We start from the raw sequence: 1,731 nt of genomic DNA, 5'->3' as shown, positions 1-1,731 counted from the left end.
TGGTATGCTACCCGTCAAGCGGACAGTAAAAAATCAAAAAGTTCCCTACCGCCAGTTATGAATATAGCTGGCGGTATTTTTATGCCGCCAAATAGTACTGTTCATGGTACTCGATTGGCGTCATCAAATGCAGATTCCGTTGGATTCGTTCATTGTTATAGTAGCTTATGTAGTTCTCGATAGCATAGACCATGTCTTTCCGAGACGTAAATCGTCTTCCATAGTACTTCTCGCGCTTCAGGATGCCCCAGAAGCCCTCCATTGGCCCGTTATCAATGCAGTGTGCAACTCGAGACATGCTCTGCTTCATGTGATGTTTCTTCAATCTTGTAAAGAACTGTTTACTTGTATATTGGAACCCCCTGTCACTATGAAACAGTGGGTGAGCGTTCGGCTCAAGTGCTACAGCTGCATCAAATGTATTCATAACCAATGGATTGTCATTATGGTCTCCGATTTCGAAAGCTACAATTCTTCGGTCGTAAAGATCCAAAATGGCGCTCAGATACACCTTGCGAACCTCAGGGCCGATATAATACTTGAACTCCGTTACATCAGTAAGCCATTTCTCGTTCGGAGCATCAGCATGAAAATCTCGGTTCAGATAATTCTTTGCGATATGTGCCGGATCATCGCTGTTTCTGGTACAACTCTTAGGCTTCCACTTGATTGTAGACTGGATATGCTCTTTACGGCAGATCCGCAAAATCCGTTTATCATTGACATCGATGTCATAATGCCGGTTCAATTCATCCCGTATCCTGCGATATCCCATATCCGGATGCTCTTCATGGATAACCTTGACCGTTTCCGCAATCTCCTGATTTCGCTTTTCACTGTAACTTACCGGTTTTTTCAGCCAGCGGTAATAGGCCCCTCGAGATAAGTGCAGGTATTCACAAAGATGCTGTACAGGATAGTGCTGCTCTTCAGATAATTCCTTGATCGCTTGATATTTATACAGATAACGAGTCAGAGATAGCGGTCTTTCATCTCTAACTCTCTGACTTTTTTTAACAGATCATTCTCCATCTGAAGGTTTCGGTTCTTACGTTCCAATTCGGCAATCTTATCCCGCAGTTCTTCTTCTGGAGTTCTAGCAGGTTGTGTGCCGGCTCGCCGACCTCGTCGGTCTTCTAGGCCAGCTGCGCCCATCTGCTCATACCGCAGCACCCAGTTACGTACCTGCTGATAAGAACAGTTATACTTCAGTGCCATCGCACCATAATTCTTATCATTGGCAAAACAATCTTGTACGATTTCATAACGCTCTTCAGGTGTGGTTTGTCTGACTTTTCTCATGTAGCTACCGCCTCCGCTGGTGCAAGATTTGATTTCTCCATGAGTATTATACTGTTTTATCCAATCCTGGAGTGTCTTTGTTGAACGAATATTGTACCGCTCCATTATCTTCAACAAAGATCCTTCTCCATGAAGATATGCATGTACTGCTTTACGCTTTAAGTCTAATGGATAATGTTTGTATCTTTTCTGTTCCAAAAGTCCGATGGGGCCTTCATTCTGATAGATAGTAATCCATTTCCGGATAGAATCGGTTCCGTTCCCCGACAATCCAGCCAACCTTCCTGCTTCTCGAATTCCAATTTCATTCCTTAGATATCGCTCAACTAGCTCTACTTTCAGAACAGGATCTATCTTACTTTTTCTGGACATAAAAATTCCCCCAAGTAGGTTTTATATTTCAGTGTCCTACTTGGGGGGAGCATATCA

Annotated in this window: 2 protein-coding genes; both read right to left on the bottom strand. The window is 43.4% G+C overall.

The features are described from left to right. Window positions 1-79 precede the first annotated feature (79 nt). Window positions 80-946, bottom strand: a complete 867-nt coding sequence (locus BXO88_RS16765) for an IS3 family transposase (RefSeq protein WP_078038743.1) — start codon at window positions 944-946, stop codon at window positions 80-82. Between the two features lie 26 nt (window positions 947-972). After that, window positions 973-1,674, bottom strand: a complete 702-nt coding sequence (locus BXO88_RS16760; RefSeq protein ID WP_044996862.1) for a helix-turn-helix domain-containing protein — start codon at window positions 1,672-1,674, stop codon at window positions 973-975. Between the last annotated feature and the right edge of the window lie 57 nt (window positions 1,675-1,731).

The sequence above is a fragment of the Oribacterium sp. C9 genome (assembly GCF_002007235.1).
Classification (GTDB): Bacteria; Bacillota; Clostridia; order Lachnospirales; family Lachnospiraceae; genus Oribacterium.
This window is presented reverse-complemented; position numbering and strand designations above follow the sequence as displayed.